A 21582-nucleotide genomic window follows, 5' to 3' on the forward strand; every position below is an offset into this window, starting at 1 on the left:
CCCCTGTCACGTTCACCCACCTCCCGGGCGAATTCCCGCTCTCAGGGCCTACAGTTCGTGGCACGGAGTGACAACAGCACGGTCCGAGGGAGCGCGATGACCGCTACCGGTACGCCCGAGACGTCCGCCGAAGCCACCGACGCCGCAGCCGGCACCCACGAGGAGACCGGGACCGGGCTCCGCATCTGTCCGCTGTGCGAGGCCACCTGCGGCCTGACCGTCACCCTCGAGAACGGGCACATCACCGGGGCACGGGGTGACCGCGACGACGTCTTCAGTCATGGTTTCGTCTGCCCGAAGGGCGCCTCGTTCGGTGAACTCGACTCGGACCCGGACCGGTTGACACGTCCGCTCGTGCGCGACGGAAGCGGTGAGCTGAGGGAGACCGGCTGGGACGAGGCGTTCGCGGCCGTCGCCGCCGGCCTCGGCCCCGTGCTCGCGGGCGGGGAGGCCGACGCCGTCGCCGTCTACCTCGGCAACCCCAACGTGCACACCATGGCGGGCGCCCTCTACCCGCCGCAGCTCCTCGGGGTGCTGCGCACCCGGAACCTCTACACCGCCAGCACCCTCGACCAGATGCCCAAGCATGTCTCCTGCGGCCTGCTCTACGGCGATCCGCAGGCCATACCCGTCCCCGACGTCGACCGCACCGATCACCTGCTGATCCTTGGTGCCAACCCCGTCGAGTCCAACGGATCCCTCGCCACCGTCCCGGACTTCCCCGGCAGGCTGAAGCAGCTGCGCAGGCGCGGGGGACGCCTCACCGTGGTCGATCCGCGCCGCACGCGTACGGCGAAACTCGCCGACCGGCACGTGCCGATCCGTCCCGGCAGCGACGCGCTGCTGCTGATGGCGATGGTGCAGGTGCTCTTCGACGAAGGGCTCACCGACACCGGCGAGCTCGGTCCGCACCTGAGCGGGGTCGACGAAGTACGGGAGCTGGCCCGGGAGTTCACACCCGAAGCCGTCGAGGACGCCTGCGACGTACCGGCGGACGACATCCGGGCTCTCGCGCGCGAGCTGGCGGCCGCCCCGAGCGCCGCCGTGTACGGGCGCGTCGGCTCCTCCACGGTCGAGTTCGGCACCCTCACCAACTGGCTGGTGGACGTCCTCAGCGCGCTGACCGGCAACCTCGACCGGCCCGGCGGCTCCATGTTCCCGCTCTCCGCCACCGCACGGCCTCCGCGCCCGGCAGGCACACCCGGCAAGGGCTTCGCGCTGGGCCGCTGGCACAGCAGGGTCGCCTCGCACCCGGAGGCCAAGTCGGAGCTTCCCGTCGTCGCACTCGCCGAGGAGATCACCACGCCGGGCGAGGGCCGAGTACGGGCTCTGATCACCCTCGCCGGCAACCCGGTGCTCTCCGCACCCGACGGCGAAGGGCTCGAAAAGGCCCTGGCGGAGCTGGACTTCATGGTCAGCCTCGACCCCTACCTCAACGAGACCACCCGCCACGCCGACGTCGTGCTGCCTCCCGCCAGGCCCAGCCGCACCGCGCACTTCGACTTCGCCTTCAACGCGCTGCCCGTACGCAACCAGGTCCGCTACACCCGCGCCGTCGTCCAGCCCGGCAAGGACGAGCTGGGAGAGGCGGAGATCATGGCGCGGCTGCTGCTCTGCCTCGCCGGAAAGGCCGACGCTCCCGCCGCCGCGGTCGACGACGCCGTCATCTCCCGCGCCCTCGGCAGGGCCGTCGCCGACCAGCACTCGCCCGTGCACGGCGAGGACCCCGAGAGTCTCGCGCAGCAGCTGACCGGGCGGGACGGCGTGGAGCGGCGCCTGGACATGATGCTGCGGCTCGGCCCGTACGGAGACGGCTTCGGCGCGGACCCCGAGGGGCTCAGCCTGGACAAGCTCCTTGCACACCCGCACGGCATCGACCTGGGACCGCTGCGTCCGCGGCTCCCTGAGCTGCTGCGTACCCGCTCGGGCACGGTGGAACTGTGCCCCGAGCCGGTCCGTGCGGACGTGCCGCGGCTGCGGGCAGCGCTGCAGCGGCGCACCTCCGGCGAGGCCCTCGTGCTCGTCGGACGGCGGCATCTGAGGTCCAACAACAGCTGGATGCACAACGTGCCGGCCCTTCGCGGCGGCACGAACCGCTGCACCCTCCAGATCCACCCCGAGGACGCCGCACGTCTCGGTCTCGCGGACGGTGCGGACGCCCGGGTCACCGGCGACGGGGGAGAGGTGACTGCACCGGTCGAGGTGACCGACGCCGTGCGCACGGGCGTTGTCAGCCTGCCGCACGGCTGGGGCCACGACCGCCCCGGTACGCGCATGCGGGTCGCCGCCGACGACCCGGGGGTCAACGTCAACCAGCTCCTGGACGGCACTTTGCTGGACCCGCTCTCCGGCACCGCGGTCCTCAACGGCTTCCCGGTGCGGGTGGCGCCGGCCGCGCCCGCCGCATCCGCGGCAGCCGCCGCGACGGCCGCCGTTCCGGATGCCGGGTGACCTCGGGAGTCCCGTCGCCGTCGCCGTCGTTGTCAAAAGCCGGAGGCGGGGCCGAGGCGCCGCGCCGATGGCTGCTGCGTCTTGTCGTCTCCTTCGTCTTCTCGCAGGGCGCGGTGAGCATGGCGAGGCCCGCCATCTCCTACCACGCGCTGGAACTCGGCGCCGGTGCCCGTGCCGTCGGCGTCGTCACCGCCGCATTCGCGCTGCTGCCGCTGGCGGTCGCCGTACCGCTCGGCAGGCGCACCGACCGGCAGCGGTGCGGGCCGCTGCTGCCGGCCGGCGTCGGTCTCGTCGCCGCGGGCAGCGCACTGGCCGCCACGGCGCCCTCGCTCGTACTGCTCGCCGCCTGGAGCGCGCTGCTGGGACTCGGGCACCTGGTGTTCGTGATCGGTGCGCAGTCGCTGGTGGCGCGGCAGAGCGGCCCCGACGAACACGACCGCAACTTCGGCCACTTCACCATCGGCGGCTCGGCGGGCCAGCTGATCGGGCCCGTGCTCTCGGGCTGGCTCGTGGGCGGTGCGGCCGGCGGACCGCCCGGGACGGGTGAACACAGCAGTGCCGTCGCCCTGTTCGCCTCCGGTGTGCTGGCGCTCTGCTCGTACGCGACGCTGTGGCGCATCGAGGGCCGTGCGGTGCCGCGGCGGCCGGGAGGGGGCGGCGCCGCGGGCGGTCCGCCGTCCCTGCCGGTCCCGGTGGCGCGCATTCTGCGCTCGCGCGGGGTGCCCGCGGGCATCCTCGCCTCCCTCGCGGTGCTCTCCACGACGGACGTGCTCACGGCCTACCTGCCGGTCGTCGGCGAGGAGCGGGGCATCGCACCGGGCGTGGTGGGCCTGCTGCTGAGCCTGCGCGCCGCGGCGTCCGTGCTCTCGCGCGCCGGGCTGACGAGGATGACGGCCCGGCTCGGCCGGCAGCCGCTGCTCGTCGTCAGCTGCCTCGTCGCGGGTGTGCTGTGCGTGCTGCTGGCCGTGCACCTGCCGGTGTGGGCGCTGGCCCTCTCGCTCGTGGTGCTCGGGTTCTGCCTCGGCGTCGGCCAGCCGCTGACCATGACGACGGTCGTGCAGGCGGCGCCCGACAGCGCACGGTCGACGGCGCTGGCGCTGCGGCTCACGGGCAACAGGCTGGGCCAGGTCGCCGCGCCCGCGGGCGCCGGGCTGGTCGCGGGCGCGGCAGGAGCGGCGGCACCGTTCGTGCTGCTCGGTGTGCTGCTGCTGGGTGCGTCGGCCACGGCTGCGCGTTCGCGCCCGAACCGGCCCAGCACCGCGGAGACATCCGACGGCTCCGACGGCGCGGGAGGTTCGGAAGGCGCCGGGAGTTCGGAACCCGCGGGAAACACCGAGGACGCCGGGACGGCGGCGAGTGGCGGGGGCCCGGCAGGAGCGGCCGGAGCATCGAGCACGGCAAGCCGGGGGAATTCGAGCCGACGGTAGCCGCGTACGGGCCGCAGGAGTCGAGGGGAAGTCCCGGGCGCGGGTGACTCATGGCACCCGCCGCCGTGCTGACACCCCAAACTAGCGGCGCTAGTTTGGGTCCATGCAGGCACACGACGGTATGTACATCGACGGCGCGTGGCGCCCCGCAGCATCCTCGGAGAAGCTCGAGGTCATCAACCCCGCGGACGGCAGTGTGATCGCAACGGTGCCGGCGGGCGGCGAGGAGGACGTGGCCGCCGCGGTACGCGCGGCCCGCGCCGCGTTCCCCGGCTGGGCCGCCACCCCGCCCGCGGAACGCGCGGCGCTGCTGGGCGCGTTGCACGAGGCTCTGGAGGCCCGGCGCGAGGAGATAGCCGAGACCGTCACGGCGGAGCTGGGATCGCCGCTGGCCTTCTCCAAGGCGGTGCACGCCGCCGTGCCGGTCGCGGTCTGCGGCAGCTACGCGAAGCTGGCGGCCGAGTACCCCTTCGAGGAGGAGATCGGCAACTCCCGTGTCTTCCACGAGCCGGTGGGCGTCGTCGGCGCCATCACGCCGTGGAACTATCCGCTGCACCAGATCGTCGCCAAGGTCGCTCCCGCCTTCGCGGCGGGGTGCACCGTCGTGCTCAAGCCCGCGGAGGACACGCCGCTGGTGGCCCAGCTGTTCGCGGAGGCCGTGCACGAAGTGGGGCTGCCCGCAGGGGTGTTCAACCTCGTGACGGGCCTCGGCCCCGTCGCGGGACAGGCGCTCGCCGGGCACGAGGACGTCGATCTGGTGTCCTTCACCGGCTCGACCGCCGTGGGCCGGCAGATCGGCGCCGCCGCGGGCGGTTCGGTCAAGCGCGTCGCTCTGGAGCTGGGCGGCAAGTCCGCCAACGTCATCCTGCCGGGCGCGGATCTGGCCAAGGCCGTCAAGAAGGGTGTCGCCAACGTCATGGCCAACTCCGGCCAGACCTGCAGCGCCTGGACGCGCATGCTCGTCGACTCCGAGCACTACGACGAGGCCGTGCGGATGGCTGCCGAAGCCGTCGGCAAGTATCTGCCGGGCGATCCGAAGGACGAGACGACGCGCATCGGGCCCGTCGTCAACGCCAAGCAGCACGCACGCGTCACCGGCTTCATCGCCAAGGGCGTCGAGGAGGGCGCCACCCTTGCTGCGGGCGGCCCCGGCGCTCCCGAGGGGTACGAGGACGGCTGCTACGTGCGCCCGACCATCCTGTCCGACGTGACCCCGGAGATGACCGTCGCCCAGGAGGAGATCTTCGGGCCGGTCCTGTCGATCCTGAAGTACGAGGACGTCGAGGACGCCGTCCGCATCGCCAACGACAGCGTCTACGGGCTCGCAGGCGCCGTGTGGGCCAAGGACGAGGACGAGGCCGTCGCCTTCGCCCGCAGGCTGGAGACCGGACAGGTCGACATCAACGGCGGGCGCTTCAACCCCCTGGCGCCGTTCGGGGGTTACAAGCAGTCCGGTGTCGGCAGGGAGCTGGGCCGGCACGGGCTGGGCGAGTACCTGCACACCAAGTCCCTGCAGTTCTAGGGGTTTTCGCGGACCGGTCCCGGCCGGTGGCGCCTCCGGGCGTCCCGGCACGGGCCCGCGCGATTCCCCACCCGAGCCCGCGCACGAACCGTGCGATCCCACCGACCCCGCCAGGAGCCCGACATGGTCCGCGCCGCCGTACTCTCCGCCGTCGGAACGCCGCTCGAAGTCACCGACATCGACCTGCCCGAGCCGGGCCCGGGACAGGTCAGGGTGCGCCTGGCCGCGGCCGGCGTCTGCCACTCCGACCTGTCGCTCTCCAACGGCACGCTGCGACAGCCCGTACCGGCCGTGCTCGGCCACGAGGGCGCGGGCACGGTCGTCTCCGTCGGCGAGGGCGTGGAAGGGCACGCGCCCGGTGACCCCGTCGTCCTCAACTGGGCGCCCTCCTGCGGCGAATGCCACTTCTGCGGGACGCTCGAAGAGCCATGGCTGTGCGTGAACGCCAACGCCGGCACGACCGTCCCATACGCACGCACCGGGGCGGGGGAGGAGCTCTACCCCGGGCTCAGCTCCGCCGTCTTCGCGGAGGAGACCGTCGTCTCCTCCCGCTCGCTGCTGCCGCTGCCCGCGGGGGTGCCGCTCGACGAGGCCGCGCTGCTGGGCTGCGCCGCCCTGACGGGGTACGGCGCGGTGCACCACAGCGCCCGGGTCCGCTCCGGCGAGTCGGTGGCCGTCTTCGGGGTCGGCGGCGTCGGGCTCGCCGCGACCCAGTCGGCGCGGCTGGCCGGGGCGGGAGCCGTGATCGCGGTCGATGTCTCCCCGGAGAAGGAGGAGTTGGCGCGGGCGGCCGGCGCGAGCGAGTTCGTCGTCGCCTCGGAGACGACCGCCAAGGAGATCCGCAAACTCACCGGAGGCCACGGAGCGGACGTGGCCATCGAGTGCGTCGGGCGGGCGGAGACCATCCGCACCGCCTGGAACTCCACGCGGCGCGGCGGCCGTACGAGCGTGGTCGGCATCGGAGGCAAGGAAGAGCAGGTGCAGTTCTCGGCGTTGGAGATCTTCCACTTCGCCCGCACCCTCACCGGCTGCGTCTACGGCAACTGCGACCCGGCCCGGGATCTGCCCACGCTGGCGGAGCACATACGTCAAGGGCGCCTGGATCTGGGCGCGTTGGTGACGGAGCGGATCGGCCTGGAGGGCATTCCAGCGGCCTTCGAGGCGATGCTCGCCGGACGCGGCGGGCGCGCGCTGGTGGTCTTCGACGGTCAGTCCGTCGCGTCCTGACCGTCCGGAGTGACCGCCCTGGAAGGCTCGGTGGAGGCGGCGTCACGCAGATGTCCGGCCAGCGCGGTGGTGGCTGCCGACGCGGCGTCGTCGATGACGCCCCATGCCAGCAGGTGACGGCGGCGGGCCCAGGAGTCCCGCAGCTCGCACACGTCCAGTCGCCGGTCCGGGTCGAGGGCGCGGCGCGGTACGACGGCGAGGCCCGCACCGGCGGCGGCGAGAGCGACGACAACGCTGAGGTCGGCGACCGTGGTGCGGTAGCGCGCCACCGAAGCGTGCGGCCCGGCGTGCTTCTCGATCCAGCGGCGCAGTGAGGAGTCGGCGTCGAGTCCGACGAGAGGGTGCTCGGTGACCTCGCTGTAGCTGAGCGCGTTCCGCCCGGCGAGGATCCCTCCGGCCTGGCCGATCACGACGAGGGAGTCGTCGCCGAGCGGCTCCACGCGCAGGCCGCAGTCGCGGGCCTCGTCGTCGAGGACGACCCCGAGATGCGCCTCGCCGTCCGCGAGCATCCGCACGGTCTCCGGAGTGCGGCTCTCCGACACCTTGACGTCGACGTCCGGGTGGGCACGGAGGAAGGAGACCAGGGCACGCGGTACGAGCCGGTGCATCGCGGACCCGCCGCCCAGCAGGGTCAGGGGAGCGGACCGGGGCCGGGCGTAGCTGGCGACGGCGCTCTCGAGCCGCGCGGTCCGCGTGAGCACATCGCGCGCATGACGGGCCAGGGTCGCCCCGGCCGGTGTGGGCCGGACTCCGCGCCGGCCCCGTATCAGCAGCGCCACACCGGTCTGACGCTCCAGCGAGCGCACCCTGGCGCCGGCCGAGGGCAGGCTCAGATGCATCCGGTGCGCACCCGCGGTGATCGACCCCTCCGTCACGATGTGGAGAAACAGCCGCAGATCGTCCAAGTCGTAGCGCACCGCCTCAGCCTAAGGAGCAGCCTTAGGCCGGGTACAGCGATTACGCATTGTGAAATGGCTGGTCACGGCCTCATGCTCGACGGGTGTTCGAGATATTGCTCGCCCTGCTCGCCGGTATCGCCGCCGGAGCGCTGAACGCCGTCGGCGGCGGTGGCACCTTCGTGGCGCTGCCCGCACTCGTCGCCCTGGGCCTGACGCCGGTGACGGCGAACGCGTTGTCGCGGATCGCCCTCGTGCCCGGAGCCCTGGCCGGCGCCTGGGTGTGCCGGCGCGAGATCGGCCCGGTCGGACCGACCTCCATGAGGGAGCTGACGGCGGTCAGCGTGGTCGGCGGCGGGGTGGGTGCAGGTCTGCTGCTGGTGCTGCCGGCATCGTCGTTCGACGCCGCCGCGCCGTGGCTGCTCGCCTTCGCCACCGTGGTCCTCGCCTTCGGCCGGCGCGTGTCGCAGGCGCTGAGCGACCGGCTGGGCCGCTCGGTCGCCCTCAGTTCCCGGGCCCTTCTGACCGGGCAGTTCTTCATCGCCGTGTACGGGGGCTACTTCGGCGGGGCCGTCGGCGTGATGATGCTGGCCCTGTGGGGCATCGGCCTCGGCCTCGACTCGGCGGCCGGCAATCCGATGCGCATCGCACAGCTCGCGGCCATCTTCGCCAGCGCGACGGTGCTCTTCCTCGTTGCCTCCGACGCGCTGAGCGCCCCGCTGCTGCTCGGTGCCATGCTGGTCGGTGCCGTGGCCGGTGGCTACGGAGGCGCCCATCTCGCCCGCCGCCTCCCCGCCCCGCTGCTGCGGGGCGTACTTCTGACCACCGCGGTGACGACGACCGTCCTGTACTTCCTGCGCGGCTGACCGCCGCGTCCCGCTCCGACGATTCGGAACGCGCGCCCCCACAGGGCTGCGCGCCGGCCGCCTCCCGCCCCGTCCGGTCTCGGCCGGGGAACGTCTCGGCCGGGGAACGTCTCAGTCGGGGAAACGTCTCAGCCGGGGAAACCCGCGGCCAGCCCGTCGACGATCGCGCGCAGCCCCGTCTCGAACGCCCCGTCGTCGACCTGCTGTTGATGCCTGGCGAGCAGGTGGGCCTGGTCCAGGTGCGGGTAGTCGCCCTCGTACAAGGACGCGTCGCCGACGAAGCCGCGGGCGAACGAACCGAGCGCCGACCCGGCCACGAAGTAACGCATGAGGGCGCCGATGTGGGTGGCCTGCGCGTTGGTCCAGCCCGCCGCGGTCATCGCGCCGAAGACCGCGTCGGCCATCCGCAGCTGGCTCGGGCGCCGGCCCGGGCCCTGCGCCAGGAACGGCACGATGTTCGGGTGCGCGTTGAGGGCCGCGCGGTAGGAGCGTGCCCACTGCACCAGCGCCTCCCGCCAGTCCGTGCCGTCGGCGAACATCGACACCTCGACCTGCGCGCACACCGTGTCGGCGGCGGCGTCGAGGATCTCGTCCTTGTTGCGGAAGTGGTTGTACAACGACGGTCCGCTCACGCCGAGTTCGGCAGCGAGACGGCGCGTGGAGACGGCCTGGAGCCCTTCCGCGTCCACGAGCGCCAGCGCGCACGCGACGATCCTCTCGCGGTTCAGCAGCGGCTTGGGCGGTCTGGCCATGCGGTGAATGGTAGAGCGGCCGGAACGGGGAACCGGCGCCGGTCACTTCCCCGCCACCGTCACGCCGGGGCGGGGCGTTCTGCGCGCGGAGCCCTGCCGGGCGGACGGCGCGGGCGCCTCGCCCGCGCTTCCGCCGCCGTACGGCCCCGCCACCGGCCGCAACGCCCGCGGCTAAGCATCTGCTCAGTCGCCGATGTATGGTGTTCGACCGGTCGACGGGAAGGGCACAGGCAATGGCATCGGAGGCGGAACCCCGGGTCGCGGCTGCCGACGAATCCTTCGAGGGCGTGACCCCGGATGCCGCGCGGCGGCTGCTGCTGGGTGCGGTGGACGCGTTCGCGGAGCGCGGTTTCCACGCCACGACCACCCGCGACATCGCCGGCCGCGCGGGGATGAGCCCTGCCGCGCTCTACATCCACTACAAGACCAAGGAAGAACTCCTCTTCCAGATCAGCAAGGTCGGACACGAGCGTTCCGTGAGCGTGCTGGCCGAGGCCGCCGAAGGCGGCGGCAGCGACTCCGGCCGGCTGGCCCGTGCCGTGCGCCACTTCGTCCGCTGGCACGCCGAGCACCACACGACGGCACGCGTAGTGCAGTACGAACTGGCGGCGCTCGGCGAGGGGCACTACGAGGAGATCGTCGAACTGCGCCGCCGCAGCGAGGAGATCCTGCGCGGCGTGCTGGAGAGCGGAGACGCCTCGGGCGAGTTCGAGATCGCCGACATCCGCGGCACGACGCTCGCGGTGATGTCCCTCTGCATCGACGTGGCCCGCTGGTACAGCCCGTCCGGCCGCAGGACACCGGACGAGATCGGCACGCTCTACGCCGACCTCGTCCTGCGCATGGTCGCCCCGCAAGGTGACGCCCGGGGTCCCGGGCCGGGGGCCGGCGCCGGCCCCCGGTGATCTACCAGAAGTAGCGGCTGAGGGTCTCGGCCACGCACACCGGCTTGTCGCCGCCCTCGCGCTCTACCGTCACCTTGGCCGCGACCTGCACGCCGCCGCCGGCCTCGCTGACGTCGACGAGTTCCGCCCGTGCGCGCAGCCGTGAGCCGACCGGCACCGGCGCGGGGAATCGGACCTTGTTCACGCCGTAGTTGACGCCCATCCGGACCCCCTCCACGCGCATGATCTGCGGTACGAGGTCGGGCAGCAGGGAGAGGGTCAGATATCCGTGCGCGATGGTCGTGCCGAAGGGGCCGTCCTTCGCGCGTGCCGGGTCGACGTGGATCCACTGGTGGTCGCCCGTCGCGTCCGCGAACAGGTCGATCCGCTTCTGGTCGATCTCCAGCCAGTCGCTGAAGCCGAGTTCCTGGCCGACCGCGGCCACCAGTTCGTCGGTCGAGGTGAAGACCCGGGGCTCCGCCATCCGTACAACCTCCCGCATGCGTGTCGCGCGCCGCCGGATGCTAAGCGCTCGCTCAGCATGCTGCGGTGCTGTCGCGCGTGTCAACGTCCGCAGGAAGCGGGAGGCGCGTGCGGTGTCGTCAGCTCCGGGAAGCGGCCATCGAACCCAGTCCGGTGCGCAGTCGGCGTCCCCGGCCGGCAAGGCGGATGACGTCCTTGCCGACGTCCTTGTCCATGGCGGTGATCATCCGGCGCAGCACGTCCGCGAGTCGGGGCGTGGGCGGAGTCGAGGGGTCACAGGGGAGCAGCGACCTGCCGCCCCACGTCAGTCGGTGCCATTCGTCGTGCTGCGCCGGCTGTCTGATTCCGTGGCGCTTCTCGGCTCTGCGCCGGACGGCGACCTGCGACTCGTACTCCAGCCACACCGTCCGCGCCTCTTCGAGTTCCTCCAGGGCGGCGACGAGCAGCTCCGGGTCGGGGTCACGGTCGTCCGGGCCGAAACCGGCGCGGGCGCACAGGTGTTGCCATGTCGCGCGATGCCCGTACGGGGCGAATCGCTCAAGGCACTTACGCAGCGCCTGGCGACGCTGTGAGGGTGCTCTTTCAGGGTCGCGGACCTGCTCTGCGAGGGCTCTGAAACCGGCCAATCATCCCACCTCCGACGGACTGGACCCGACTCGTCGGCGTTATGACGTAAGTGCCGCGCAATCGGATCCCCCCGTTGCGAAGTCATTTTCCTCTGGTTGTCCGGGCCTTCCGTACTCCGGCCTTCCCGGGCTCGTGGGCTACCCCCGCAACGCCTGAACACTCTCCCCTGAAGGGAATTCTCACCTCGTTCTCATGACTTCTCACAGAACACTCATCAGTAGTGAAGACATCGCAACGAGTGGTTCCGCATATGGCCCTGCTGTGCACGGCGCGGACGGAGCGTGCGCCCGCCGTCTCGTGCGCCGGCAGTTCTATGCGCGTCAACTCCGCCCGGAACACATGTAATTGGCCGCGCGGGCCCTTGGCGCTGTTTCTCTTTCCCGCGCCCGGGGCATGAAGGCCCGCCGTAGGGTGGAGACGGGAATCCACCTGGCAGACGGGAAGACGATCACCATGGCCGACGAGAAGTCCGAGCCGGACCTCCCGCCGAAGATCGACACATCTGTGCCCCATTCGGCGCGGATCTGGAACTACTGGCTGGGCGGCAAGGACAACTATCCGGTGGACGCCGAGGCCGGTGACGAGTTCGCGAAGACATTTCCCGGAATCGTCGACGCGGCCCGCGGATCCAGGTACTTCCTCGCCCGTGCCGTGCGTCATCTCGCGGGCCGGGCCGGCATCCGCCAGTTCCTCGACGTGGGCACCGGACTGCCCACGGTGGACAACACCCACGAGATCGCCCAGTCCGTCGCGCCGAGTTCACGCATCGTGTACGTGGACAACGACCCGCTGGTGCTCGTGCACGCGCAGGCGCTGCTGACCTCCACACCCGAGGGCGCCACCGACTACATCGACGCCGACGTGCGCGAGCCGGACACGATCCTCGAGGCCGCCTCGAGGACGCTGGACTTCGAGCGGCCCGTCGGTCTGATGATGCTCGGGATCATGGGCCACATCGCCGACGACGAACTCGCACGGTCGCTCGTGCGGCGGCTGCTGGACGCCCTGCCCGCCGACAGCTATCTCACGCTGAGCGACGGCACCGACATCAGCGCGGCGCGCCAGGCGGCCCATGAGAAGTACAACAGCAGCGGTGCCGTCCCCTACCACCTGCGCAGCCCCGAGGAGTTGGGCCACTTCTTCGACGGACTCGAACTGCTGGAGCCTGGGCTCGTTCCCGTCACGCAGTGGCGGCCCGACCACACCCCGTTTCCGGTGACTCCCGTCACCACCTACGGAGGGGTCGGCCGAAAGACCTGACCGGCCGCCCGGCCAAGGCCGCTGGTCAGGGCCGCGCCCGGACGTCGCCTGCCGGTGGTCCCCGCGTCCTCGTCCCCGTGCCTTCTGGCGTCCGCGTCCGGATCCTCCTCTTCCCCCCGGCATACCGACTGGTTAGTCTGCCGCCGCGGGGAGAGCCGCCGAGAGTGTGAAGGGGAGTTGCGGGGATGGAGTCTTTGCGCGACAGCACAGTGGTCGTCACCGGCGGGGGCGGCGGAATCGGGGCGGCACTGGCCCGCCGATTCGCCGCGGAGGGAGCCCGCGTTGCGGTCAACGATCTCGACGCCGCCAGGGCCGCGGCGGTCGCGGACGAGATCGGCGGTGTCGCCGTTCCCGGTGACGCTTCCTCGATCGTGCCGGTCGCCCGCGAAGCGCTCGGCGGCACCATCGACACCTTCTGCGCCAACGCCGGCGTTGCGACCCGCGGTGGCCAGGAGGCGGGCGAGGAGCTGTGGGAGCACGCCTGGGACGTGAACGTGATGGCACACGTGCGGGCCGCGCGTGAGCTGGTGCCCGGCTGGCTGGAGCAGGGCCGGGGCCGGTTCGTCGCGACCGTCTCGGCGGCCGGGCTGCTCACGATGCTCGGCTCGGCGCCCTACAGCGTGACCAAGCACGCCGCGCTCGCCTTCGCGGAGTGGCTGTCGGTCACCTACAGGCACCGCGGCATCGACGTGCATGCCGTGTGCCCGCAGGGCGTGCGCACCGACATGCTGGCCAATACCGGCGCCGCGGGCGACCTGGTGCTCGCGGAGACCGCCATCGAGCCGGAGGCCGTCGCCGACTCCCTCTTCGAGGCGATGCAGGCGGGGCGCTTCCTCGTACTGCCGCACCCCGAGACCGCGGGCTTCTACGAGGCCCGGGCCGGGCACCCCGATCACTGGCTGGGCGGCATGAACAAGATGCAGCGCAAGCTGGAGGAACTCCTCGACAAGGAGGCGCAGGAGGCGCAGCCGGCCGGGGGAGCGGCAGGAACCAACGGCGCCGACGGCTCGCAGGGGGCGGCACGTTGACCATCACGTACGAGGACAAGCCGTGGCTGAAGCAGCTCAACGAGGTTCAGCGTGCCCCGGTGCAGCCTCCGGAGACGATGCTGCACGCCTTCCGCGACGCGGTGCGCGCCGTCCCCGACCGCACCGCCCTCGCCTACTTCGACGGACGTGTCAGCTACCGCGAGGCCGACGAGCTCTCCGACGGCATAGCCGCGCACCTCGCGGCACGCGGCTTCGAACGCGGTCACCGCCTGGCGCTGATGCTGCAGAACAGCCCGCACTTCGTGCTCGCGCTGCTGGGCGCGTGGAAGGCCGGAGCGGTGGTGGTGCCGGTCAACCCCATGTACAAGGCCGGCGAGGTCGCGCACGTACTCCACGACGCCGAGGTGACGGCGCTGGTGTGCGACGAGAGGGCATGGGAGCCGTATCTGCGGGCCACGGCCGCCGACTCGCCCGTACGCATCGCGCTGACCGCCTGCGAACTCGACCTGCAGTCACGGGACGATCCCCGCGTGCTGGGCTTCGAGCGTGCGGCGCCCGCGGAGGACGCCGAGGACCTGCTCACGGTCGCGCGCTCCGGCGGCGCGGCCCCGCCCGGACGCGAACTGACGGGCTCCGACATCGCGCTCATCAGCTACACCTCGGGAACGAGCGGCGCTCCCAAGGGCGCCATGAACACCCACGCCAACATCGCCTACAACGCCGAGCGTCAGCACACTGGTCTCCAACTGCCCGACGCCTCCTGCATCTTCGTCCTCGCACCGCTCTTCCACATCACCGGCATGGTCTGCGAGCTGTCGGCCTGCCTGGCGGGCCGCGGGACCCTCGCCCTCGCCTACCGGTTCGAAGCGGGCGTCGTGCTGGACGCGTTCCTGGAGCACCGGCCGGCCTTCACCGTCGGCCCGTCCACCGCCTACATGGCGCTGGCGGCCCACCCGCAGGCCACGCGGGAGCACTTCTCCTCGTTCCAGGTGCTCTCCTCGGGCGGCGCGCCCCTGCCGCCCGCGCTCGTGGAGAAGCTCGGCGCGGCCTTCGGCCCGTACCTGCGCAACGGCTACGGGCTCACCGAGTGCACCGCGCCATGCGCCTCCGTGCCGCCGGGCCGTGAGGCGCCCGTCGACCCGGCCTCCGGCACGCTCGCGGTGGGCGTGCCCGGGCCGGACACGGTGGTGAGCATCCTCGACGACGACGGCAGGCCCGTACCGCTGGGCGAGCAGGGCGAGATAGCCGTCCGCGGACCCCAGGTGGTGCCGGGCTACTGGCGCAGGCCCAAGGAGTCGGCCGAGGCGATACCCGACGGCCAACTGCGCACCGGGGACATCGGGTTCATGGACTCCGACGGCTGGCTCTACGTCGTCGACCGGAAGAAGGACATGATCAACGCCTCCGGGTTCAAGGTCTGGCCCCGGGAGGTGGAGGACGTCCTCTACGGTCATGCCGCGGTGCGGGAGGCAGCGGTCGTCGGCGTGAGTGACGAGTACCGCGGCGAATCGGTGAAGGCGTATGTGAGCCTGCGCCCGGGAACCCCGGCCGGGCCCGATGAACTGATCGACCACTGCAAGGAACGGCTGGCGGCGTACAAGTACCCGCGGGAGATCGAGATCCTGGCCGACCTGCCCAAGACGACCAGTGGGAAGATCCTGAGGCGGGAACTGCGTTCCCGCGGTGACAGCGGCAAATGAGACAGCGGCGGCGGTCGTCGCGGTGTTCGCGGTGAGCGGGCGCACGAGGAAAGGCAGGTGAGGGCGCATGGCCACACCTAGAACGGCGCCCCGCACCGGCGCCCACAAGAGCGGTCAGGCCGGTACGGCCGCCGCGCCCGTACCGCAGCGCCTGATGGCCGCCGCGACGCGTCTGTTCTCCGAGCGCGGCTACGACCGCACGTCCGTCCAGGAGATAGTCGAGGCGGCAGGGGTGACGAAGGGCGCCCTCTACCACTACTTCGGCTCCAAGGACGATCTGCTGCACGAGATCTACGGACGGCTGCTCCGCCTCCAGCAGGACCGCCTGGACGCCTACGCGGACGCGGATCAGCCCGTCGAGGACCGTCTGCGCAGGGCCGCGGCCGACGTCGTCGTGACCACCATCGACAACCTCGACGACGCGCGGATCTTCTTCCGCTCCATGCACCAGCTCAGCCCCGAGAAGCAGAAGCAGGTGCGCGCGGAGCGGCGCCGCTACCACGAGCGCTTCCGGGACCTGGTCGCGGAGGGCCAGCGCGACGGTGTCTTCAACGCGGCGACGCCGCCGGACCTGGTCGTGGACTACCACTTCGGCTCGGTCCACCACCTGAGCGCCTGGTACCGGCCCGATGGTCGGCTCGCTCCGCAGGAGGTCGCGGACCACCTCGCTGACCTGCTGCTGCGGGCGCTGCGGCCATAGGACGTACGTCCGCGGGCACAGACTCGGACACGGACCGGACACGGACCGGACACGGACACCGATACAGGCAGCGGGCCCGCAGCCCCCATGCACCGGTACACGGCCGGGCAGGCACACGCATACGGGCCCTCGCGCGGCGGGCGGCGCCACGGGCGGCGGGCGCCGCGCGACAACACGAGCGAAGAGCAGCAACTACGTTCCGGAGGTAGCACCGGTGAAGGCATGGCGCGTCCACATGAACGGCGAGCCGCGTGAGGTGATGCGGCTGGAGGACATCCCCGACCCCGAACCCGGCGCGGGCGAGGTGCTCGTACGGGTGCGCGCCGCAGGCGTCAACTTCCCCGACGCGCTCCTGTGCAGGGGGGAATACCAGGTCAAGCCGCCGTTCCCGTTCACTCCCGGCGTGGAACTGTGCGGCGAGGTGCTGGCGGTCGGCGAGGGCACCCCGGAGGGCGACGCACCCGAGGTGGGCTCGCGCGTCATAGCCCAGCCGGCGCTCCCCATGGGCGGATTCGCACAGAGCACGCTGGTCAGCGCGGCGAGCGTCCGCAAGGCACCCGAGGCGCTGGACGACGCCGAGGCGGCGGCGCTCCACATCGGCTACCAGACCGGCTGGTTCGGCCTGCACCGCAGGGCCCGGCTGCAGCCCGGCGAGACGCTGCTCGTGCACGCGGCGGCCGGCGGCGTCGGCAGCGCGGCAGTACAGCTCGGCAAGGCGGCCGGGGCGCGCGTGATCGGTGTGGTGGGCGGCAAGGCCAAGGCCGAGGCGGCGCGCGAGCTGGGCTGCGACGTGGTCGTCGACCGCCGCGAGGACGACATCGTGGCGTCGGTGAAGGAGGCCACGGGCGGCCGGGGTGCGGACGTCGTCTACGACCCGGTCGGCGGCGACGCCTACGCCAAGTCGGTCAAGTGCATCGCCTTCGAAGGCCGCATCGTCGTCGTCGGCTTCGCGAGCGGCGCGGTGCCGACGCCCGGCCTCAACCACTCGCTGATCAAGAACTATTCGATCCTCGGTCTGCACTGGGGCCTCTACAACACCAAGGACCCGGCCGCCGTCCAGGCCTGCCACGAGGAGCTGACCGCGCTCGCCGCGGAGGGCTCGGTCAAGCCGCTCATCAGCGAACGCGTTCCGCTGGAGGAGGGCGCGAGTGCGGTGCAGCGCGTCTTCGACGGCATCACGACGGGGCGTGTGGTCATCCAGCCCTGAGCGGTGCGGACTTGGGAGGCGGGTGTGCCGGAGCGGTAGAGGTGCACCCGCCGGACGCGCGGTGCCGGACGGTCGCCACGGCGGCGACCGTCAGCCGGACTGTGTGCGCGCCGGTGTGCGCCTGGGTTCGTCTCGGGTGGCGGGCGCGTGCCGCGTCGCTGGGGTTTCCCGGGGTTCGCTATCGGTCCGTGCGTGGTGGCGGGGGCGTGCCGCTCCGGGGGGCATGTCCGGGCGGCATGATTTACGGCCGACCACTGGGAACCAGATCGCGAGGTTCGCATCGGCCACAAATCACGTTTAAGCCCGGACACGGCCCCCCTGCGCGTCCCGCCCCCTCCCGCCGGTCCAGCGGCATTCCGCCGGTGGACACAGAGGACTGCGATTTCGTCTCCGCCCTCGGGCCCGCCAACGTCGTCGCCCCTGAACCAACCCTCACAGCAGACGAGTTGAACCACCCGAAGCCGCAGATGGCGGCAGACGCGAGACGGCAGGAGGGTGTGGGTCGTGAAGGGGGATGGTTCCGGGGCCATTGGGGTCTCCCCAGCGAGGCGTGGGGAAGTGATTTGTGCCGATGCAAAGCTCGCCGAACTGGTTCCGTTGGTCGGCCGTAAATCATGCCGCCCCGGGGCCGCCCCCGGAACGGCCCGCACCCGTCACCACGCACGAACCCGAGGCGCACACCGGCAACCCCCGCCCCCAACTGGCACGCCCCGGCCGCCCGTTCGTCCCGCGGCGCGCCGACAGCCAGCGCAGGCAGGCCAGTCCGAGCCGCGTCATCATGCGCACCAGGTGCGGGTCCGCCGCCGGGCCCGCCGTGCAGGACGACGCCAGAAGGAAACCCGCCTGCGCCGAGATGAGCACGTCGACGGCTTCGGGCTCGACGCCGCTCGTCAACGGAGCACGCGCGACGAACGGTTCGGGATCGATGCCGCTGAGGGCCACGCTGCTCAGCAGCGTGACGAGGTCCGCGTGGGCCGGGCCCACCCGGGCGTGCGGCCAGTCCACGAAGACGGCACGCTCGCCGGTGAGCAGGACGTTGAACGGGTACAGGTCCCCGTGCGTGAGCGTCTCGCCCGCCGTGGCCTCATCGAGGTCTGCCTCCAGCCTCAGGTGCAGATCGAGGTCCAGCGCGGCGCCGGGAGCGAGTTCCGCGAGCCTCGTCATTGCCCGGTGGTCACCGGCCAGACGTGCCCAGCCGCCCAATCGCGGTGCGCCGGGGGCCACTTCGAGCGCTGGCGCCGGTGTCAGCCGCTCCGCGAGCCCCGTGAGGGCGTCGAGCACCCGCTCCAGTTCCGCCTCGCGCCAGGGCTGTGCGGGAAGCGTCCCGTCGACATGCTCGAAGACCAGGGCCACCCACCCGCCGTCCTCGAACGAACCGAGCAGCCGGGGCGACGGCGTTCCGGGCGGCAACGCGCGCACCGTCGCGATCTCACGCCGGTGGAAGGCCCCCACCGCGGGTGCTGCTGTCGCGTCGACGGCCTTGGCGAAAGCCTTGCGGCCGTCGGCCGACTCCAGCCGTGCGGCGAGTCCTTCGGAGAAGCCGCCCGGCAGGCTCGTGGCCACGGCCGCCTTCCTCCCGAAGACGTCCTCGATCCCCGACCTCACGGACTGCGGCAGGCCGCCCCACGGCAGACGTCTGCTGCCCGTCTGTTCGGGCGGCGATTCACACACCACGCATTCCTTTCGCGGGGAGAGGGAGCTTCGCGTGAGAGGGGCGATCGGGAGCGGACCCGGGCGGGATAATGCGGTCACGCTGATCCGGGGGAGTCCTCTTCCCCCGGATCAGCGCTCGGCTCAGGCCGAGGCCAGGCTGAACCGCTGTTTCTCGGGATCGATCTCGAGGATGCGGACCGAGACGCGGGTGCCTACGGGCCAGGACTCCTGATACGCGAGACCGGTGACCCCTTCGGATTCGACGAACGAACCGAACGGCACTTCAGCGGTGACCACGCCTTCGATGACGTCACCTGCCTGGTGACGGGCGAGGAATTCCTGCCAGCTCATGAATTCACCTCCTTCCGCTACGAGTGGCTGTGCGCACTTCTCGTAGCGGGGGCGGGCCTCTCGCCCGCGCGGTGATCAAACGCCGGCCGGGTATCCGTTCTGTGTGCGGCCCACGGCCGACCCGGCAGTCATGTGAATGATCCTAGCGGACCCGGAACTTGAGGAGGAATACGAGAGCGGCCATTGCGCAGCGAGTAATCGGTCCACGTAGGCCGCTCCCGGGAAGAATCCGGTCCATCGCGTCGGGCGACCCCGGTATTTCCACGACGGAGACTCCTCGTGCCGGTGCCACACCCGCCCACCGAGCACAGGTTCAGGACCTGCCCGGCCGGATCGCAGAGGGCGAGCCGGAGCGTCCCCGAACGGATATCCCGTGGCGGCCGCGCGGCACTCTCCCGCACGCTGACGGCATGGACGGACATGCCCGCTCCGGTGAACTGCTCGGATTCCCGCCCGATGCCCGCGTGCTCCTGGTCAACTGCGACGACCTCGGGATGTACGAAGGCGTCAACGCCGCCGTCGTGGAGTCGGTGGAGCGCGGAATCGCCGGCTCGTGCAGCCTGATGCCGCCCTGCCCAGCCGCCCCGCACGCGATGCGACTGCTGGGCGAGCGGCCGCACATCCCCTTCGGAATACACCTCACGTTGGTCTGCGACACGGCCGCGAACCGGTGGGGGCCGCTGTCCCCGAAGAGCAACGTCCCCTCGCTTCTTGACGATTCGGGCGGACTCCACGAGCCCGGAGCCGTCGGCGAACTGCTCTCGAAGGCCCGGATCGAGGAGGTGGAACGCGAGTTCAGAGCGCAGATCACGTCCGTCGCCGACGCGGGGCTCGGACCCACGCACCTGGACTGGCACTGCCTCGCCGACGGCGGGCGTGACGACATCTTCGACCTCACGCTGTCCCTGGCGGCCGAGCACGGACTCGCCGTCCGGGTGTGGCTCGGCCGCGGGCGCCGGAAGCTGCGCCCGCTCGGGTTCCCCGTCACGGACAACGACTTCGTCGACAGCTTCCGCCTCGGCACCGAAGGCAAGTCGGAACGGTACGCGCAGCTCATGCGGGAGCTCCCTGCCGGGCTGAGCGAGTGGGCCGTCCATCCCGGCCTCGGCGACGAGGAGTCACGCGCCCTCGACCCCGGCGGATGGCTCGTGCGGCGCACCGACCACGAGTTCCTCACCTCACCCGAGGCTCGTGAACTCCTCCGCGACGAGGGCATATTCGTCACCGACTACGCGGCGGTGCGGGAGGTGTGGCGCCGCGCCGCCTCGTCCCCGTGAACAGAGTGGGACGGCCGCGGCGCGCCCGGTCCCGCCCTCCCCGCCGTTGGCAGGGAAGCGGGACCGAGACATCGGCGCGCGGCTACTCGGCGGCGGCGTGCCGCTTCAACTCACGCTTGGCGAGCGAGCGTTGGTGCACCTCGTCCGGACCGTCGGCGAGCTGGAGGGTACGGGCGGCCGCCCACAGCTCCGCCAGGGGGAAGTCCTGGCTGACCCCGCCGGCGCCGTGCAGCTGCACCGCACGGTCGAGGATGTCGACGACGGCACGCGGCGTCGCGATCTTGATGGCCTGGATCTCCGTGTGCGCGCCCCTGTTGCCCACCGTGTCCATCAGCCACGCCGTCTTGAGCACCAGCAGGCGCAGCTGCTCGATCTGCACCCGCGCGTCGGCGATCCACTCCCGCACCTGTCCCTGCTCCGCGAGCTGCCGCCCGAAGGCCGAACGACCCTGCGCCCGGCGGCACATGAGCTCGACAGCCCGCTCCGCCATGCCGATCAGGCGCATGCAGTGGTGGATGCGGCCGGGGCCGAGCCGGGCCTGGGCGATGGCGAATCCGCCGCCCTCCTCGCCGACGAGGTTGCTCCTGGGTACCCGGGCGTTGTCGAAGACGATCTCCGCGTGGCCGCCGTGGTAGTGGTCCTCGTAGCCGTAGACCTGCATGGCGCGACGCACTTCGAGACCGGGGGTGTCCCGGGGGACCAGCACCATCGACTGCTGGCGGCGGATGTCGGGGGCGTCCGGGTCGGTCTTTCCCATGACGATGAAGATCTTGCAGTCGGGGTTCATCGCCCCGGAGATGAACCACTTGCGGCCGGTGATGACGTAGTCGTCGCCGTCCCGCCTGATGCGGGTCTCGATGTTCGTCGCGTCGGACGAGGCGACGTCCGGCTCGGTCATCGCGAAGCCGGAGCGGATCTCGCCACTCAGCAGCGGCTCCAGCCAGGTCCTGCGCTGCTCCGCGTTGCCGAACTCCGTGAGCACCTCCATGTTCCCGGTGTCCGGGGCGGCGCAGTTGACGGCCGTCGGCGCCAGCCGGGGGCTGCGTCCGAGGATCTCGGCGAGGGGCGCGTACTGCAGGTTCGTCAGCCCCGCCCCGTAGGTGCGGTCGGGAAGGAAGAGGTTCCACAGCCCGTGCTTGCGCGCCGTCCTCTTCAGCTCCTCCACGATGGGGGGCGTGTCCCAGGGCGACTCCTGCGCGTCGCGCTGCTCGTCGGCGACTGCCTCGGCCGGATAGACGTGCTCGTCCATGAAGCTCTGCAGCTTCCTGCGCAGTTCCTCCGTACGGGCGTCGTATGCGAAGTCCACTGAC

The 21582-nt window shown here is 71.8% G+C and carries 19 protein-coding genes; 12 read left to right on the forward strand and 7 right to left on the reverse strand.

Annotated features, from left to right (window positions below; all coding sequences use genetic code 11):
- Window positions 1–96: 96 nt before the first annotated feature.
- From G4Z16_RS27950 to G4Z16_RS27965, 4 genes are all read left to right on the forward strand, one after another.
- A complete protein-coding gene (locus G4Z16_RS27950; protein WP_197353374.1) occupies window positions 97–2451 on the forward strand; it encodes a molybdopterin oxidoreductase family protein in 2355 nt (784 codons plus the stop codon).
- 29 nt (window positions 2452–2480) lie between these two features.
- Window positions 2481–3878: an MFS transporter gene (locus G4Z16_RS27955; RefSeq protein WP_246531105.1), complete on the forward strand. Its 1398-nt coding sequence runs from the start codon at window positions 2481–2483 to the stop codon at window positions 3876–3878.
- A gap of 103 nt (window positions 3879–3981) precedes the next feature.
- On the forward strand, window positions 3982–5400 hold the full coding sequence (locus tag G4Z16_RS27960; protein ID WP_197353375.1) for an aldehyde dehydrogenase family protein: 1419 nt from the start codon (window positions 3982–3984) through the stop codon (window positions 5398–5400).
- Window positions 5401–5523: 123 nt separating this feature from the next.
- Window positions 5524–6627 carry a zinc-binding dehydrogenase gene (locus G4Z16_RS27965; protein ID WP_197353376.1) on the forward strand — a complete coding sequence of 368 codons (1104 nt, stop codon included), beginning with the start codon at window positions 5524–5526 and terminating at the stop codon, window positions 6625–6627.
- On the opposite strand, the gene G4Z16_RS27970 is transcribed toward G4Z16_RS27965, so the two are convergent.
- On the reverse strand, window positions 6609–7544 hold the full coding sequence (locus G4Z16_RS27970) for a LysR family transcriptional regulator (protein WP_197353377.1): 936 nt from the start codon (window positions 7542–7544) through the stop codon (window positions 6609–6611). The genes G4Z16_RS27965 and G4Z16_RS27970 overlap by 19 nt on opposite strands.
- An 83-nt stretch (window positions 7545–7627) precedes the next feature.
- On the opposite strand from G4Z16_RS27970, the gene G4Z16_RS27975 reads away from it, so the two are divergent.
- Window positions 7628–8389, forward strand: coding sequence for a TSUP family transporter (locus G4Z16_RS27975; protein ID WP_197353378.1), 762 nt, complete (start codon window positions 7628–7630; stop codon window positions 8387–8389).
- A 128-nt stretch (window positions 8390–8517) separates the two neighbouring features.
- Here the strand turns inward: G4Z16_RS27975 and G4Z16_RS27980 are convergent, their stop codons facing one another.
- Window positions 8518–9141 (reverse strand): TetR/AcrR family transcriptional regulator, encoded by a 624-nt coding sequence (locus G4Z16_RS27980; protein WP_197353379.1) that lies wholly within the window; start codon window positions 9139–9141, stop codon window positions 8518–8520.
- 233 nt (window positions 9142–9374) lie between these two features.
- Here G4Z16_RS27980 and G4Z16_RS27985 point away from each other — a divergent pair, with 233 nt between their 5' ends.
- A complete protein-coding gene (locus tag G4Z16_RS27985) occupies window positions 9375–10046 on the forward strand; it encodes a TetR/AcrR family transcriptional regulator (protein WP_197353380.1) in 672 nt (223 codons plus the stop codon).
- 1 nt (window position 10047) lies between these two features.
- Here G4Z16_RS27985 and G4Z16_RS27990 read toward each other — a convergent pair whose 3' ends face one another.
- Both G4Z16_RS27990 and G4Z16_RS27995 read right to left on the reverse strand, forming a co-directional pair.
- Window positions 10048–10509: a MaoC family dehydratase gene (locus G4Z16_RS27990; RefSeq protein WP_197353381.1), complete on the reverse strand. Its 462-nt coding sequence runs from the start codon at window positions 10507–10509 to the stop codon at window positions 10048–10050.
- 118 nt (window positions 10510–10627) lie between these two features.
- Window positions 10628–11134 (reverse strand): hypothetical protein, encoded by a 507-nt coding sequence (locus tag G4Z16_RS27995; protein ID WP_246531106.1) that lies wholly within the window; start codon window positions 11132–11134, stop codon window positions 10628–10630.
- 454 nt (window positions 11135–11588) lie between these two features.
- On the opposite strand from G4Z16_RS27995, the gene G4Z16_RS28000 reads away from it, so the two are divergent.
- From G4Z16_RS28000 to G4Z16_RS28020, 5 genes are all read left to right on the forward strand, one after another.
- On the forward strand, window positions 11589–12395 hold the full coding sequence (locus G4Z16_RS28000; RefSeq protein ID WP_197354973.1) for an SAM-dependent methyltransferase: 807 nt from the start codon (window positions 11589–11591) through the stop codon (window positions 12393–12395).
- A 185-nt stretch (window positions 12396–12580) separates the two neighbouring features.
- Window positions 12581–13423, forward strand: a complete 843-nt coding sequence (locus tag G4Z16_RS28005; protein WP_197353382.1) for an SDR family oxidoreductase — start codon at window positions 12581–12583, stop codon at window positions 13421–13423.
- A complete protein-coding gene (locus G4Z16_RS28010; RefSeq protein ID WP_246531107.1) occupies window positions 13420–15084 on the forward strand; it encodes a class I adenylate-forming enzyme family protein in 1665 nt (554 codons plus the stop codon). Before G4Z16_RS28005 ends, G4Z16_RS28010 begins: the two co-directional genes overlap by 4 nt.
- Before the next feature lie 154 nt (window positions 15085–15238).
- Window positions 15239–15784 (forward strand): TetR/AcrR family transcriptional regulator, encoded by a 546-nt coding sequence (locus G4Z16_RS28015; RefSeq protein ID WP_246531383.1) that lies wholly within the window; start codon window positions 15239–15241, stop codon window positions 15782–15784.
- Window positions 15785–15998: 214 nt separating this feature from the next.
- Window positions 15999–16991 (forward strand): NADPH:quinone oxidoreductase family protein, encoded by a 993-nt coding sequence (locus G4Z16_RS28020; protein WP_197353384.1) that lies wholly within the window; start codon window positions 15999–16001, stop codon window positions 16989–16991.
- Window positions 16992–17603: 612 nt separating this feature from the next.
- Here the strand turns inward: G4Z16_RS28020 and G4Z16_RS28025 are convergent.
- Both G4Z16_RS28025 and G4Z16_RS28030 read right to left on the reverse strand, forming a co-directional pair.
- Window positions 17604–18662, reverse strand: coding sequence for an aminoglycoside phosphotransferase family protein (locus G4Z16_RS28025; RefSeq protein WP_246531108.1), 1059 nt, complete (start codon window positions 18660–18662; stop codon window positions 17604–17606).
- 123 nt (window positions 18663–18785) lie between these two features.
- Entirely contained in the window at window positions 18786–18995 is a 210-nt protein-coding gene (locus G4Z16_RS28030) for a hypothetical protein (RefSeq protein ID WP_055488156.1), read from the reverse strand.
- Window positions 18996–19405: 410 nt separating this feature from the next.
- Here G4Z16_RS28030 and G4Z16_RS28035 point away from each other — a divergent pair, with 410 nt between their 5' ends.
- Window positions 19406–20272, forward strand: a complete 867-nt coding sequence (locus G4Z16_RS28035) for a polysaccharide deacetylase family protein (RefSeq protein ID WP_197353386.1) — start codon at window positions 19406–19408, stop codon at window positions 20270–20272.
- A gap of 82 nt (window positions 20273–20354) precedes the next feature.
- Here G4Z16_RS28035 and G4Z16_RS28040 read toward each other — a convergent pair whose 3' ends face one another.
- Window positions 20355–21578: an acyl-CoA dehydrogenase family protein gene (locus G4Z16_RS28040; protein WP_197353387.1), complete on the reverse strand. Its 1224-nt coding sequence runs from the start codon at window positions 21576–21578 to the stop codon at window positions 20355–20357.
- Between the last annotated feature and the right edge of the window lie 4 nt (window positions 21579–21582).

It is taken from the genome of Streptomyces bathyalis (assembly GCF_015910445.1).
GTDB lineage: Bacteria > Actinomycetota > Actinomycetes > Streptomycetales > Streptomycetaceae > Streptomyces > Streptomyces bathyalis.